Source organism: Corynebacterium sp. (genome assembly GCF_030532715.1).
GTDB lineage: Bacteria > Actinomycetota > Actinomycetes > Mycobacteriales > Mycobacteriaceae > Corynebacterium.
Genome location: NZ_JAUNKO010000004.1, coordinates 1 through 15,215, shown reverse-complemented (window position 1 = coordinate 15,215; position 15,215 = coordinate 1). Strand labels below are relative to the sequence as shown.

Below are 15,215 nucleotides of genomic sequence, written 5' to 3'. Positions count from 1 at the left end.
CTACACCAGCATCGAAGCACCAAAGAACACGAGCACAAAGACAAAGCCAATTACACTCACCAACAATTGGTTGATGGTCCACGTGCGCAGCGTCGTAGCCACGTCCATGCCCATGAGGCGCCCCACCAGCCAGAATCCGGAATCATTCACATGGCTGGCGAACACGGAACCCGCAGCGGTGGCCAACACGATCAGCGCCAATTGCACCGCGCTATAGCCACCGGCCTCCACCGCTGGGGCCATTAACGCCGCTGCGGTAGTCAAGGCGACCGTCGCGGAGCCTTGCGCAAGGCGCAGCGCCACCGAAATCAGGTAACACGCCAAGATGACGGGAATGCCGAGGTGAGACATTGATTCGGCAAGGGCGTCACCGATACCACTGGTGCGCAGCACTTGGCCGAACATGCCGCCCGCGCCGGTAATCAGCACCACCGAGCAAATAGGACCAAGCGCGCCATCCATCAGCTTTTCCAAGCTCGTTTTGTCCACGCCGCGCCGCAAGCCCAGCACCACCATCGCCACCAATGTTGTAATCAACAGCGCGATTGAGGTTTGCCCAAGGAATACCAGCAGCTGCACCCACCCCGAGCCCTTATCGACGACGCCAGCCGCGGCGAGCGTCGATAGGCCGGTGTTGCCGAAAATGAGCACCATCGGTATTGCCATAATGCCCACGACAACCCCCGGCGACACCGGGTTTTGCAACGCCGCGTCATCTTGGGCGGGCCCAAGCAGCACGTCGGAAACCTTGAAATCGTACCGCTTGCCCACGTACAAACCCCACCGGTAGCCGGACAAATACCAGGTAGGAATGGCAACGAGCAAGCCAAGCAGCAGGATCAGCCCGATATCCGCGCCGAAAAACTCGCTGGCGGCCACCGGGCCCGGATGCGGCGGCAGGAACACGTGCATCACCGAAAACGCACCGGCGACGGGAATGCCATACGCCAACAGCGGGCCATTCAACCGGCGGCCAACCGCGAACACCACCGGAAGCATCACGATCAAACCGGCATCGAAGAAAATCGGAAAACCCATAATCAACGACGCCACGCCCAGCGCCAACGGCGCTTTATCCTCCCCGAACCTCGCGACAAGGGCCTCCGCCAAGGACTTCGCCCCGCCCGAATATTCCACGAGCCTACCGATCATCGCGCCCAAGCCAACGAGCAAGGCCACCGAAGCTAGCGTCGTACCAAAGCCCTTGGTCAACGTTTCCGGTACGCCAGCCAGCGGAATGCCCGCCGCCAGGGCCGTCAACACCGAAACAATCACCAGGGTAAGAAACGCGTGGAGGCGGAAATAGATGACCAGCACCAAAATAACCGCGACGGCCGTTGCCGCGATACCAATCAGCGGTCCAGCGGAGAGCGTAGGCTCCCATGTTTCCATATCCATGTTGGCTCCTAAGGGGTGTCGGACACAGAAAGGTTGTTTTCAACTTAAATGTACACGCAGGTGAGGGTCGCGGGCGGTGAGAGAACGTGGCATCACAACTAGCGCGCCGAAGATTCGCTCATCTTGAATAAGCGCAGTAGCAGCGGAAAGCTTGGATCAGTGCGTAGGGCCTCTGTCGCAGCGGGCAATAAATGACTTATCCCACCATCGCCCTGGCTCAGGCAGATCTGACAGGGTGGGTTTGGCGTCCTGCGGAAACGCGAGTAATCAGCGGCCAGCGTGTCGAATCTGCCTGGTCGCGTTCTGGCCATGTCACATCTGCCTGACCGCGCGGGATCTGCATTGCCTTCGAATCGGTTTTTTCCCGGGGAAATGCAGCTCGCGCAGAATCTGCCTCAGGCACATCTAACACGGCAGGAAAGCCAGGCAGATCTTCAGTGGGATTCATGGATTCGATCGAGGGAACACTGCGGCGCACATCGGCACGCTGATAGTCGCCGAGTACATCGATCAAACGGCTGGCGATGGACTTGGCTAACGCCCGTGAGCTCGGCGCCGATGGAATCTGCTGCTAAAAGGCATCGTTATAACTGGTGGCACGCCACAACACGGGCAGCGTTCTAGATCACTGAAACACACCTCGTGAGTAACCTCCGGCATAAAACCGAGACGCACGAAAACTACTCTGCCACCAACCAATAAGAGTGTTTGCGGGCTATCTCGGGCGCTTTCGAGGCATAAAGAGATCCAGCCCGCTCCCATCAAAGGCGTTGGGGCGGGCTGAACGATTGCTATTTATATTAAAGGTAGAGACCGGCTGCTGCCAACCATGCAAAAAACCACCCCGAAGCCTTCCGCGCACGGAAGGTGGGGTGGTTTGGTGAAGATCAGCCAGTGTTACTTGGTGATCTTGGTGACGCGGCCAGCGCCGACGGTGCGGCCACCTTCGCGGATAGCGAAGCGGAGGCCTTCGTCCATGGCGACGGGCTGGATCAGGGTGACGGACATGTCGACGTTGTCGCCGGGCATGACCATCTCGGTGCCCTCAGGCAGCTTCACAACACCGGTAACGTCGGTGGTGCGGAAGTAGAACTGCGGGCGGTAGTTGTCGAAGAACGGGGTGTGGCGGCCGCCCTCATCCTTGGAGAGGATGTAGACGGAGCCTTCGAACTCGGTGTGCGGGGTGTAGGCGCCGGGCTTTGCCACGATCTGGCCGCGCTCGACGTCTTCGCGCTTGATGCCGCGGAGGAGCAGACCACAGTTGTCGCCAGCTTCGGTGTAGTCCAGCAGCTTGCGGAACATTTCGATGCCGGTAACGGTGGTGGTGGTGGACTTCTCGCGGATGCCGAGGATCTCAACCTCTTCGTTCACGTTGAGCTTGCCGCGCTCAACACGACCGGTGACCACGGTGCCACGGCCGGTGATGGTGAAGATGTCCTCGATCGGCATGAGGAAGGGCTTGTCGGTCTCGCGCTCCGGATCCGGGATGGACTCGTCGCAAGCCTTCATGAGCTCAACGATCTTCTCGGTCCACTCCGGGTCACCTTCGAGGGCCTTCAGAGCGGAGATGTGGATGATCGGGGCATCCTCATCGTATTCCTGCTCGGCGAGGAGTTCGCGAACTTCCATCTCAACGAGCTCGATGATTTCTTCATCGTCAACCATGTCGCACTTATTCAGCGCAACGAGGATGTAGGGAACGCCCACCTGGCGGGCGAGCAGTACGTGCTCGCGGGTCTGCGGCATCGGGCCGTCGGTGGCGGCCACAACGAGGATAGCACCGTCCATCTGAGCAGCGCCGGTGATCATGTTCTTGATGTAGTCGGCGTGACCGGGGGCGTCCACGTGTGCGTAGTGGCGCTTCTCGGTCTGGTACTCAACGTGGGAGATGTTGATCGTGATGCCACGCTCCTTCTCCTCCGGTGCCTTGTCAATGGCGTCGAAGGCGAAAGCCTGGTTCAGCTCTGGGTAAGCGTCTGCCAGAACCTTGGTGATGGCAGCGGTGGTGGTGGTCTTACCGTGGTCAACGTGACCAATGGTACCGATGTTAACGTGCGGCTTTGTACGCTCGAACTTCGCCTTTGCCACTGTATGTCCTCCTGGACTTCGCGGTGGCTACGACTCTCGCAGCCACATAGGTGTATTGCCTTTCCTTTCGCCCCGAAATTCTCAGGATTACAGGTCCGGCGGGTCAATTGTGCCAGTTACGTAATATTAGGGTGCTAAGGGCCGAATTTCAAACCCTCGTGCGCCCAACGTATCAGCTGTTACGGTAACGGCCAGCTGGGTGCTTTGTAGCACATGTTTGCAAAACATCCAGCAAGCCGTTACGCGTCATCGGCTGCGCCCCATCTGGCGAGGGGCAAGCGGCGAGGCGCTGAGTGTTCGGCAGCCTCGCCACCTGAGCCCAACTAGGCGGTGCCGTTGCGCTGGGCGATGATTTCCGCAGACACGTTGGTGGGAACCTCGGCGTAGGAATCGAAAATCATGGAATAGTTGGCGCGGCCCTGGGTCTTGGAACGCAGGTCGCCAACGTAGCCGAACATCTGGGACAGCGGCACCTTGGCCTTGACCAGTTTCGCGCCGGCGCGGTCTTCCATGGCCTGAACCTGGCCGCGGCGGGAGTTGATGTCGCCGATCACTTCACCCATGTATTCCTCAGGGGTGGTGACCTCAACGGCCATCACGGGCTCCAGCAGCACGGGCTTTGCCTTGGCAACGGCTTCCTTCAGGGCCTGGGTGCCGGCGATCTTGAAGGCCATTTCGCTGGAGTCGACTTCGTGGTATGCACCGTCGAGCAGGGTGGCCTTGATGTTCACCAGCGGGAAGCCCGCGAGGTAGCCGTATTGCATGGCGTCTTGGATACCAGCGTCCACGGACGGGATGTATTCCTTGGGCACGCGGCCACCGGTGACTGCGCTTTCGAACTTGTAGGTGGCGGACTCGCCCTCTTCCAGTTCTTCCACGGCCGGCGCATAGGGTTCGATCGCGATGATCACGCGTGCGAACTGGCCGGAACCACCGGTCTGCTTCTTGTGGGTGTATTCGAGCTTTTCCACAGCCTTGCGGATGGTCTCGCGGTACGCCACCTGAGGCGCGCCAACGTTTGCCTCAACCTTGAATTCGCGCTTCATGCGGTCGACGAGCACGTCCAGGTGGAGTTCGCCCATGCCGCCGATGACGGTCTGGCCGGTTTCCTCGTCCAGCTTGACGGTGAAGGTCGGGTCCTCTTCCGCGAGCTTCTGGATCGCGGTGCCGAGCTTCTCCTGGTCGGACTTGGTCTTCGGCTCGATCGCCACCTCGATCACCGGATCCGGGAAGTCCATGGATTCCAGGATGATCGGGTTGTTCGAATCGCAGAGGGTGTCACCAGTGGTGGTGTCCTTCAGGCCGATGAAGGCGTAGATGTTGCCGGCGCGCGCTTGATCAACAGGGTTTTCCTTGTTGGCGTGCATTTGGAACAGCTTGCCGATGCGTTCTTTCTTACCCTTGGTGGAGTTGGACACCTGGGCGCCCGGCTCGACGATGCCGGAGTAGACGCGCACGAAGGTGAGCTTGCCAAAGAAGGGGTGCACGGCGATCTTGAAGGCCAGCGCGGAGAACGGCTCATCCACGGAGGGCTTGCGGGTGATCTTCTCGGATTCGTCGCCGAGTTTGTGGCCCTCAACCTCGCCAATGTCGAGCGGGTTGGGGAGGTAGTCCACCACGGCGTCGAGAAGCGGCTGCACGCCCTTGTTGCGGTAGGCGGTACCGCACAGCACGGGGTACACCTCGGAAGCGACGGTGAGCTTGCGGATCGCGGTCTTGATTTCCTCAACGGTGAGTTCTTCGCCACCGAAGTACTTCTCCATGAGCTCTTCGTCGGACTCGGCGACGGTCTCGAGCAGCTTCTCGCGCCACTCGTCAACCTTGTCCTGAAGGTCGGCGGGGATTTCCTCGATGACGGGCTCGGCGCCGGTTTCCACCCGGCCGCGCCACGTAATGGCCTTCATTTCCACGAGGTCGACTACGCCGTCGAAGTCATCTTCAGCGCCGATGGGCAGCTGCAGCACCAACGGCTTGGCGCCGAGGCGGTCGATGATGGTCTGCACGGTGAAGTAGAAGTCAGCGCCGAGCTTGTCCATCTTGTTCACGAAGCAGATGCGCGGGACGTCATACTTGGCGGCCTGGCGCCACACCTGCTCGGACTGCGGTTCGACGCCTTCCTTGCCGTCGAACACGGCAACCGCACCATCGAGCACGCGCAGGGAGCGCTCCACCTCAACGGTGAAGTCGACGTGCCCAGGGGTGTCGATGATGTTGATCTGGTTGCCCTTCCAGAAACAAGTCACGGCGGCGGAGGTGATGGTGATGCCGCGCTCTTTTTCCTGCTCCATCCAGTCGGTGGTGGATGCACCGTCGTGGGTTTCGCCGACCTTGCGGTTGATGCCGGTGTAGAAGAGGATGCGCTCGGTGGTGGTGGTCTTACCGGCGTCAATGTGGGCCATGATGCCGATGTTGCGGACCTTTTTCAGGTCTGTAAGCACTTCTTGTGCCACGGTTTTCCCTAACTTATGTTGTGTTTCTTAGCTTGGTTCGTTGCCTACGGTAGGCAACGGGCCCCTGCCGCCGCCACCAACTGCGCACATGGCAGCTGGCCGGCGTACAGGGCGAGAGGGGCCGTCGAAAAGCACGTGTATGGCGGGGGGACGTTACCAGCGGTAATGAGCGAAGGCGCGGTTGGCCTCGGCCATCTTGTGGGTATCCTCACGACGCTTCACGGAAGCGCCCAAACCGTTCGCAGCGTCCAGAATCTCGTTGGCAAGACGCTCGGTCATGGTGTTCTCGCGGCGCTGACGGGTGAAGTTCACCAACCAACGAAGGGCGAGGGTGTTGGCGCGGCCCGGGCGGACCTCCACCGGAACCTGGTAGGTTGCGCCACCGACGCGGCGGGAACGAACCTCGAGGTCGGGCTTGATGTTGCCCAGCGCCTTCTCCAGCGTAAGCACCGGGTCAGTACCGGTCTTCTCGCGGCAGATTTCAAGCGCGTTGTACACGATGCGCTCCGCGACGGACTTCTTGCCGTCCAGCAGCACCTTGTTCACGAGCTGGGAAACAACTTCGGAGCCGTAGACCGGATCCTTCACAACGGGACGCTTAGGAGCTTGACCCTTACGCATGAATTACTTCTCCTTCTTCGCGCCGTAGCGGGAACGAGCCTGCTTGCGGTCCTTCACACCCTGGGTGTCCAAGGAACCACGGATGATCTTGTAGCGAACACCCGGGAGGTCCTTCACACGGCCACCGCGCACCAGCACCATGGAGTGCTCCTGCAGGTTGTGGCCCTCACCCGGAATGTAAGCGGAAACCTCGATACCGGAGGTCAGGCGCACACGGGCGACTTTACGAAGCGCGGAGTTCGGCTTCTTCGGAGTGGTGGTGTACACGCGGGTGCACACGCCACGGCGCTGGGGAGAACCCTTCAGCGCCGCGGTCTTCACCTTGGCGGTCTTATCGTGGCGGCCCTTGCGGACCAGCTGCTGAATAGTGGGCATGAACCATCTTTCTTGTGTAATCGGCGTATCCGGCCGGGACACACCGACCGATGTTCGAAACAACGCCCGAACGCGAACCGCATTCTGAACGCGCAAAACCCAGTCAGCCGCTCTCGCTGGCCTACCGGGGAAGTTCGGGCTCCCACCATGGAGACGTGGGACTAGCTAGTCAGAGTACACATTCCTGTGCATGAAGCAAAAATTTCCCCCCGAACCCCCAGCTCAGCGCACGCGCCTTAGGCCTCGTCTTCCAGCGAAGCCAGATCGCGCACCTGCTCGATATAGGTCATGAGTTCATCGGTGCTTACGGTCTTTACTTCGGCGACCTGTTCGGCCAGCGACGTGAGCTCCTTAATGGCGGCGTCGGCGCCGAGGGTGGAGCCAGACACGGACTGGATGAGCTCTTTCAGCTCTTCGCTGTGCTCGCCGTCCGCCATGCTTTCGCGCCAGCCGACCATGAGCTCCAGCGGCTCCCGCAATTGCTCCACCAGAGTTTGGATATCGGAGTTGACAGTTTCCGCCAACGTGGTGAGCTTTTCAGCGGTTTCCCACATGGTGAGGATATCCACGTCCAGCGCGTCCGCGAGCAAGCGAATCCCACGCTCTGCGGCATCGTTAATTTCATCCTTGGCGGCGAGTTCCTCAATGAACTGCACCACCATCGTGGTGTGCAGACGCGCCAGCGCAATGGTGAACCGCGACTGTTCGATCTGGCCATCGAAATCTTCGAGCTGGCGCTGGAGGTGCTCAACGTGCTGGTTCGCACTATTGCGCATCTGCGCCCACTGTTGCAGCGGGGCGAGGACTTCCTCGTATCCCTCGTCCAGCTGCTCCAGCTGCCCGACTATCGACGCCGTGACCTCAATGTCGCGGCCCAACCTACGGCGCGCACGCCGCAGCATCAATGACAAGCGTTCCAGCGGCTCTAGGCCGCGCATCCACTCGTCCAATTCCCGGAACACACCGTGCACGTTGTCTTGGAGGTCACCGAGGGTACCGGAAGCGGTACGTTCCATTTCGATCGGCGGGGTTTCCGCCTCCCGGGTGAGCACCTCCATGGGCAAGATCGCGTTCTGGAATTCCGAATAGCTTGCGAACCCGGCTTCCTTGACCAAGGTGAGCAGGCGTTCCGCGCCGGACGCGGCAATCTCCCGCCGCACGGAAGTGTTTTCCCGCAGCTCTTCCTCGTGCTGCAGGGTCGCCTCGTAAATCTCAAACACCACGTCGCGCACGTCCACACACATCGGCCGTGAGCGCACCGACAAGAAACCACCATTGGGCAGCGGTGTCACCGTGGCGTACACGTCGTACCGGCTGCCATCCTTGGCCCGGTTGCGCACGTAAGCGCCGAAAGGCTGTCCAGCCTTCAACGTGGCCCACATCGCGTGAAACGTTCCGCCCGGCATCGCGGGGTGACGAATCACGTTGTGTGGCGCCCCCATGAGCTCGTCGATGTCATAACGGGACAGATCAATGAACACCTGGTTGGCTTCCTGGATCACGCCCTTGCCATCGGTCACGGAGAAGAACAGTTGATCCGCTCCGAACTCATGAAACGGCTCAGCTGCGTTCACGTTATTCATAGGTTCCCTATCTCAATAATCTGCACGCGACTGTCGCTTCTCGCTAACGAATAAATTCGTTGAGTACAACTGAATTTACACAGACGTAGCAGAGTCGACCGTCAAGATAATTCGCAATACAACATATGCTAACACAGCAGATGTCGAACAAAAACGTTGACGCAACCACTTCGCCGTGAATAGCCCTCTAGTTGATCCATCAAGTCGATATAGTTTCCAATTCCGGGCGCGTTACATCGCGTTAACTACCACCCCAGTCGACCACCTGTTCTGCATTCTGCAATTGCGGAATAAATGCATACAACGCCTTATCTCAGCGCCCAACCGAACCCTGGGTGCCGCCAGAAAAGCGCAGCGCAATCCCCCTCGAACGCGCCCGAACCGCCCCACGCGGCACCGGGGGTCTCGGCGCCGACAAACCTCCCCCAAACGGCCACCCCCACTTCTGCTTGCCGCGGCTCAGACCTGAGACTCAAATCACCACGGGGTCGCGAAAACTCCCACTACCCCCTTCCCCACCCCTGCTCGGCCGAGCGGCCCCTTAGAAGGCTGGCCAGTGGCGGCGCAAGCAGCAATTTTTTGCTACCAATCCCATAGGCACCGGCTACGGAACCCGCCCCAAGATTGGCGCCAACACTTCGCCTGTTGAGAAATCATCAGAGTTCGCCGTGCGTCAAACGAACCCCCATCCAGTGAGCAGACTTGCGCTGCCGAAGATTGCTGGCAATCCTTCGACGCCGCAGCGACACCAATTGTGCACTACTTGCAGGTCAAGGCAGTTACATGCACGCTTCACGCCGAGACTGCCCCAGCGGGCGCGCCGTGGGCGCTGAGCACGGAAAACTTCGCCCAGGACGGCACCGGGCTGGAGGCCCAAATTTCCCCGGCGCGCACCCACTCTGAAACAATTCGCGCACAATTTATGTTTTCGAATTCGGCAATACTTTCCGCAAATTAGATAATGGCGTTATATTTGCGAATAATGCACTGGAAGTACTCAAAAAATTAAAACGGTAACGAACTTATGTAGCACACAAAGTATCTTGTCGCTATTTCAAATTGTTTACGGCGCATAAACCTTTACCAGAGCAGGAAAGACGCCGTTCCGCATATTTTCATATTTTACATAGTGCCCCAATCTGTCACACTTTTCGTGCATGAGTCTAAACCAACAGGGGTAACGTGTCCACGCAGCTCAGCGGTGCAAAATAGGAAAATTGGGGCGCTTGCCCAAGCGCACGGAAAAAGCGAGAGGGGTGCCCCAGAATGCCGTACAGGCTGAGAATTACTTAAAAATCATGTGTTGAGGCAAAGAAATTTGTGTGTTTGTAAACCAGTTGCCGGCAACAACAATGCCGCTGATTCGCTATTAAAATGCCCGGTATAGGAAACACCAAACCCCTGTACTCCTCCCACCCACTGGGAGTATGTACAGGGGCGTTCTAGTTGAACTAGCAGACCTTGTGGTGCGTTAGAACGTCTCCTCCAACGGTACGGATGCACCGGTGAAGTCACCGAAGGTGTCATCGCCGTAGATGGAGTCACCGTACGTGCTGATCGAGTAGGCCGCATTGCGTGCCGTCTCGGTCGGCTTGACGGAGATATTGCGGTACCGGGCGATACCGGTGCCCGCCGGGATCAGCTTACCGATGATCACGTTTTCCTTCAGGCCAATGAGCTTATCGGAGCGCTTGTTAATCGCGGCGTCGGTAAGCACACGGGTGGTCTCCTGGAAGGACGCGGCCGACAACCAGGATTCGGTAGCCAGCGACGCCTTCGTGATGCCCATGATCTCGCTTCGCAGCTCGGCGGGCTGCCCGCCACCCTGAATAGCCTCGGCGTTTGCCATCTTCGCCTCGGACAGGTCCACCAGCGTGCCGGGCAGAAACTCCGTGGAGCCGGACTCGATGACGGTGCCGCGGCGCAGCATCTGGCGAATAATGATCTCGATGTGCTTATCGTGGATAGCCACACCCTGGGCGCGGTACACGGCCTGCACCTCATCGATAAGGTGTTGCTCCACGCCGCGGCGCCCAAGCACCTCAAGGACGTCGTGCGGGTCGGCGGGGCCGCGCAGCAAGCGCTCGCCCACCGTCACATGGTCGCCCTCCTGGATGGTGCGCTCGATGAAGTTACCTGGGTTGGACTCCATCTCCACCTTGATCATGGCCAAGCCCTGGCGCTTGGACAGCTTCTCGTACACCACATCGTCCGAACCGTCGTCCGGGGTAATGGTCATGGTGTAGAAGTTGCCCTCGTCCTCCAAGTGCACAGTGCCCGCAACGGAGGCGATCGGCGCCTTATTCTTAGGCACGCGAGCCTCGAAGAGTTCCTGCACACGAGGCAGACCACCGGTGATGTCGCCACCGACGCCACCCTGGTGGAAGGTACGCATGGTCAGCTGGGTGCCGGGCTCACCAATGGACTGTGCGGCCACAATGCCCACGGCCTCGCCGATATCCACCTGCTTACCGGATGCCATGGACTTGCCGTAGCACTTGGCGCACACGCCGGTGGGGGTCTGGCAGGTCAGCACGGAGCGCACCTTGATCTGGGTGATGCCGGCGTCCACGAGGGCGTCGATCTGCAATTCACCAAGGTCGGTGCCTGCGGGAAGGACCACTTCACCTTCCGCGTTCTTAGCGTCGGCGGCCAGCACGCGTCCGGTAACGGAGGTTTCCACCAGGCCGTGACGGGCGTAGCCGGTGACCTCGCCACTGGCGTCCTTCACCTCGACGGCGACGGGAACCTTCACACCCTGGCGGGTGCCGCAATCCTCTTCCCGGACGATGACGTCCTGGGCCACGTCCACCAGACGGCGGGTCAGGTAGCCCGAGTCGGCGGTACGCAGCGCGGTATCGGCGAGGCCCTTGCGGGAGCCGTGCGAGTTGTTGAAGTACTCCAACACCGACAGGCCCTCGCGGAAGGAGGTCTTGATTGGGCGGGTAATGTACTCGCCCTTCGAGTTCACCACCATGCCCTTCATGCCGGCCAGGGTCCAGATTTGGCGCATGTTACCCGCGGCGCCGGACTTCACGATCATCGGAATCGGGTTGTCATCCGGGTACAGCTCTTCCACGGCCTTACCCACGGTGTCGGTGGCGTCTTTCCACAGTTCCACGAGGCGGTCGTAACGCTCACGCGGCGTCAACGCACCCATGATCCAGTACTTGCGCTCGATCTCCCGGGCTTCCGCCTCATAGCGGTCCAGGATCTCATCCTTATTCGGCAGCACCAGCACATCGGACATGGTGATGGTCACGCCGGAACGGGTTGCCCAGTAGAACCCGGCGTCCTTCATCTTGTCCATGGTTTGGGCCACGGTGATCATCGGATAACGCGCGGACAGGTCCGTAATCACGTCGCCGAGCATGATCTTGTCGCTGCCGCCGCCCTTGCGAACCATCACACCCTCAAGGTACGGGTAATTCCACGGCAGCAAATCGTTGAACATCACGCGACCCAGGGTGGTGTCAGCCAACCAGGTATCGCCCTTGTTCCAACCCTCCGGGAACTGGGCTGCCTCAATCTCAGCCGGCGGGCGCAGGTGCGAAATCCGCACCTTAATCGGCGCCTGCAGGCCAAGCACGCCGCGGTCATACGCCATAATGGCTTCCGCAACGGAGGAGTACATGCCCGTTGCCGGGGCGTCGTCAGTGGCGGGCGCGTAGGCACCTTGGCCGCCGAACTCGTCCGGCCCCTTGCACAAGGTAAGGAAGTACAGGCCGGTCACCATGTCCAGGCGGGGCATGGCCAATGGCTTACCGGACGCCGGGGACAAAATGTTGTTGGAAGCGAGCATGAGGATGCGCGCCTCTGCCTGCGCCTCCGCGGACAGCGGCAAGTGCACGGCCATCTGGTCACCGTCGAAGTCGGCGTTAAACGCCTCGCAGGCCAGCGGGTGCAGCTGAATTGCCTTACCTTCCACCAGCACCGGCTCGAACGCCTGAATGCCCAGGCGGTGCAGGGTGGGGGCACGGTTGAGCATCACCGGGTGTTCGGCGATGGCTTCTTCCAGCACGTCCCACACCTCGGGGCGCTGGCGTTCCACCATGCGCTTGGCAGACTTAATGTTTTGCGCGTACTCGTTTTCCACGAGGCGCTTCATCACGAACGGCTTGAACAGCTCCAGCGCCATCAGCTTAGGCAGGCCGCACTCATGCAGGCGCAGCTGCGGGCCCACAATAATTACGGAACGGCCGGAGTAGTCCACGCGCTTACCCAGCAGGTTTTGGCGGAACCGGCCCTGCTTACCCTTCAGCAGGTCGCTCAAGGACTTCAGCGGGCGGTTACCGGGGCCCGTCACCGGGCGACCACGACGACCGTTGTCGAACAGCGCATCCACAGATTCCTGCAACATGCGCTTTTCGTTGTTCACGATGATCTCGGGCGCGCCGAGTTCGATCATGCGCTTCAACCGGTTGTTGCGGTTGATCACGCGACGGTAGAGGTCGTTCAAATCGGAGGTGGCGAAGCGGCCACCGTCCAGCTGCACCATCGGGCGCAGCTCCGGCGGGATCACCGGGATGCAATCGAGCACCATGCCGGCGGGGTCGTTGCCGGAACGCTGGAACGCGGCCACCACCTTGAGGCGCTTCAGGGCGCGCATCTTCTTCTGGCCCTTGCCCTCATTGATGATGGTGCGGAGTTCCTCCGCCTCCGCATCGAGGTCAAAGTTCCGGATCAGGGTTTGGATGGCTTCCGCACCCATGCCGCCGGTGAAATAATCCTCGTAGCGGTCCACCAGCTCCGAATAGATGGTCTCATCAACGATCATCTGCTTCGGGGCAAGCTTGACAAAGGTATTCCAGATCTCGTCCAGGCGGTCGATTTCGCGCTGCGCACGTTCCCGGATGTGCTGCATTTCCTTGTCCGCGGCGTTTTGCACCTTGCGGCGGGCGTCGGCCTTCGCGCCGGCTGCTTCCAGCTCGGCCAGGTCCTCTTCCAGTTTCTGCGCGCGGTCGGCCAGCTCGGATTCGGCGTCGGCCTCAACGTCCTTCTTCTCCAGCAGCATTTCTGCTTCGAGGGTGGTCAGGTCGTTGTGGCGCGCCTCGTCGTCGACGCTGGTAATGATGTTCGCAGCGAAGTAGATAATGCGTTCCAGGTCCTTGGGCGCCAGGTCCAGCAGGTAGCCCAGGCGGGACGGCACACCCTTGAAGTACCAAATGTGCGTCACGGGCGCGGCGAGCTCAATGTGACCCATGCGTTCGCGGCGGACCTTGGACTTGGTCACTTCCACGCCGCAGCGTTCACAGATGATGCCCTTGTAGCGGACGCGCTTGTACTTGCCGCAGGCGCACTCCCAGTCCCGGGTGGGACCGAAGATACGTTCGCAGAACAGGCCGTCCTTTTCCGGCTTCAGGGTGCGGTAGTTAATGGTCTCCGGCTTCTTCACCTCGCCTTTCGACCAGCGACGGATATCGTCGGCGGTTGCGAGGCCAATACGGAGCTCGTCAAAGTAGTTGACGTCGAGCACGATTTTCCCTTATGTGTTGAAGGTTTTTAAGAACTATGTGTGTTTCTTCGCCCGCCTATCGACGCCCAGCCTTCCGCACGGTGCGGAGGAGGCGCGGCGTCGATACGCGCGGACCTTGAGCTCTTAAGCGATGTCGGCGTCGGAGCGTTCGTCGCGGGACAGGTTGATGCCCAGCGAGGCCCCAGCCTGGTCGAACTCGTCGTCGTCGGAGGTGCCCAGCTCCATTGGGGTGCCGTCAGCGGACAACACTTCCACGTTGAGGCACAGGGATTGCAGCTCCTTGAGCAACACCTTGAAGGACTCCGGAATACCCGGATCCGGAATGTTCTCACCCTTCACAATCGCCTCGTACACCTTCACGCGACCCACCACGTCGTCGGACTTGATGGTCAGCAATTCCTGCAGCGTGTAGGCGGCGCCATACGCCTGCATAGCCCACACCTCCATCTCGCCGAAACGCTGGCCGCCGAACTGCGCCTTACCACCCAGCGGCTGCTGGGTAATCATGGAGTACGGGCCCGTGGAACGAGCGTGAATCTTCTCATCCACAAGGTGGTGCAGCTTCAAGATGTACATGTAGCCGATCGAAACCGGGTACGGGAACGGTTCACCAGAGCGGCCGTCGATAAGCTGCGCCTTGCCGTTGCCGTCCACGAGGACATCGCCGTCGCGGTTCGGGCGGGAGTTTGCCAGCAGGCCGGCGAGCTCCTCGTTGGTGGCACCGTCGAACACCGGGGTGGAGGTCAACGAACCGGCAGGCACGTCATAGAGCTCCTCGGGGAGCATCTCCAAGAGTTCCTTGTTCTCCGGGCTATCCGTGTCAATCTTCCAGCCGGCGGCAGCCAACCAGCCCAAGTGCACTTCCAGCACCTGGCCAATATTCATACGGCGCGGCACACCGTGCGTGTTCAAAATGATGTCCACCGGGGTTCCGTCCGGCAGGAACGGCATATCCTCCTGCGGCAGGATCTTACCCACCACACCCTTGTTGCCGTGGCGGCCGGCGAGCTTGTCGCCGTCCTGAATCTTGCGCTTCTGCGCCACGTACACGCGGATCATTTCGCTCACGCCAGGCGCGAGATCGTCTTCCTCATCGCGGGAGAATCGACGCACGCCAATCACCTTGCCGGTCTCGCCGTGCGGCACCTTCATGGAGGTATCGCGCACTTCGCGGGCCTTCTCGCCGAAGATGGCACGCAGCAGGCGCTCCTCCGGGGTCAGCTC

At 60.3% G+C, this 15,215-nt stretch carries 7 protein-coding genes and 1 pseudogene; all 8 read right to left on the bottom strand.

Annotated features, from left to right (window positions below; translation table 11 throughout):
* Positions 1-1,392: a GntP family permease gene (locus Q4D83_RS06960; RefSeq protein ID WP_303174706.1), complete on the bottom strand. Its 1,392-nt coding sequence runs from the start codon at positions 1,390-1,392 to the stop codon at positions 1-3.
* Between the two features lie 903 nt (positions 1,393-2,295).
* Entirely contained in the window at positions 2,296-3,486 is a 1,191-nt protein-coding gene (gene tuf / locus Q4D83_RS06955; protein ID WP_303174176.1) for an elongation factor Tu, read from the bottom strand.
* Positions 3,487-3,809: 323 nt separating this feature from the next.
* Complete coding sequence (gene fusA, locus Q4D83_RS06950; RefSeq protein WP_303174175.1) at positions 3,810-5,936, bottom strand: elongation factor G; 2,127 nt, start codon at positions 5,934-5,936, stop codon at positions 3,810-3,812.
* 153 nt (positions 5,937-6,089) lie between these two features.
* Positions 6,090-6,557 carry a 30S ribosomal protein S7 gene (rpsG, locus tag Q4D83_RS06945; RefSeq protein WP_303174173.1) on the bottom strand — a complete coding sequence of 156 codons (468 nt, stop codon included), beginning with the start codon at positions 6,555-6,557 and terminating at the stop codon, positions 6,090-6,092.
* A gap of 3 nt (positions 6,558-6,560) precedes the next feature.
* Positions 6,561-6,932 carry a 30S ribosomal protein S12 gene (gene rpsL / locus Q4D83_RS06940; RefSeq protein WP_112768809.1) on the bottom strand — a complete coding sequence of 124 codons (372 nt, stop codon included), beginning with the start codon at positions 6,930-6,932 and terminating at the stop codon, positions 6,561-6,563.
* A 236-nt stretch (positions 6,933-7,168) separates the two neighbouring features.
* On the bottom strand, positions 7,169-8,515 hold the full coding sequence (locus Q4D83_RS06935) for a PAS domain-containing protein (RefSeq protein ID WP_303174170.1): 1,347 nt from the start codon (positions 8,513-8,515) through the stop codon (positions 7,169-7,171).
* A 1,471-nt stretch (positions 8,516-9,986) separates the two neighbouring features.
* Entirely contained in the window at positions 9,987-13,991 is a 4,005-nt protein-coding gene (locus Q4D83_RS06930; RefSeq protein ID WP_303174168.1) for a DNA-directed RNA polymerase subunit beta', read from the bottom strand.
* Positions 13,992-14,114: 123 nt separating this feature from the next.
* Positions 14,115-15,215: pseudogene (locus Q4D83_RS06925) on the bottom strand (DNA-directed RNA polymerase subunit beta); the annotation flags it as partial.

What these genes read in the sequence shown, in the direction of transcription:
- Q4D83_RS06960 (WP_303174706.1), bottom strand. Translation starts at nt 1,392, where the DNA reads ATGGAAACATGGGAGCCTACGCTCTCCGCTGGACCGCTGATTGGTATC.
- rpsG (WP_303174173.1), bottom strand. Translation starts at nt 6,557, where the DNA reads ATGCGTAAGGGTCAAGCTCCTAAGCGTCCCGTTGTGAAGGATCCGGTC.
- rpsL (WP_112768809.1), bottom strand. Translation starts at nt 6,932, where the DNA reads ATGCCCACTATTCAGCAGCTGGTCCGCAAGGGCCGCCACGATAAGACC.
- Q4D83_RS06935 (WP_303174170.1), bottom strand. Translation starts at nt 8,515, where the DNA reads ATGAATAACGTGAACGCAGCTGAGCCGTTTCATGAGTTCGGAGCGGAT.